This window comes from Streptomyces sp. NRRL S-378 (genome assembly GCF_000720645.1).
Taxonomy (GTDB): domain Bacteria; phylum Actinomycetota; class Actinomycetes; order Streptomycetales; family Streptomycetaceae; genus Streptomyces.
The window spans coordinates 1-390 of the sequence record NZ_JOBX01000211.1 but is presented as its reverse complement, the minus strand read 5'-3'; the positions used below and the strand labels follow the sequence as shown (position 1 = coordinate 390).

1 protein-coding gene is annotated in these 390 nt (G+C 65.4%); it reads right to left on the bottom strand.

Translation table 11 applies throughout. The features are described from left to right. Nucleotides 1-131: 131 nt before the first annotated feature. Nucleotides 132-390 (bottom strand): pore-forming ESAT-6 family protein (locus IH80_RS0138535; RefSeq protein ID WP_030966579.1); only part of this gene is annotated, 259 nt, incomplete at its 5' end.

Here is a 390-nt window from a genome sequence, read left to right as displayed (position 1 = left end):
CCGCCGACGGTCTTCAACTGCCCTTGCACACCCTGCGGCTTGATGTCCCACGACGTCATGGACGATCCACCCCCGTGAACCCGACTTCCCTACCGACCCGCCCACTTGCTGATCTGCTGAAACGATGCTGCTCAGCCGATGTTGTCGACCGCGGCCTTCGCGCGCTGCAGCGTCTGGCGCGCCGTCGCGTCGTTCTTCTCCAGGGTCGTGTTCAGCAGCTGGATGATGTTCTTGACCTCCTGGGAGGCGTTCTTCCAGCGCAGTTCCTTGGCGTGGTAGTCATCCGCCACGCCGTCCGCCGCGAAGTCCGACATCGCCGCCGCCACCTGCGCCTCACGCGCAGCGATCACCTGCTCCAGCTGCCCGATCACCGCCTTGATACCGCCCTGC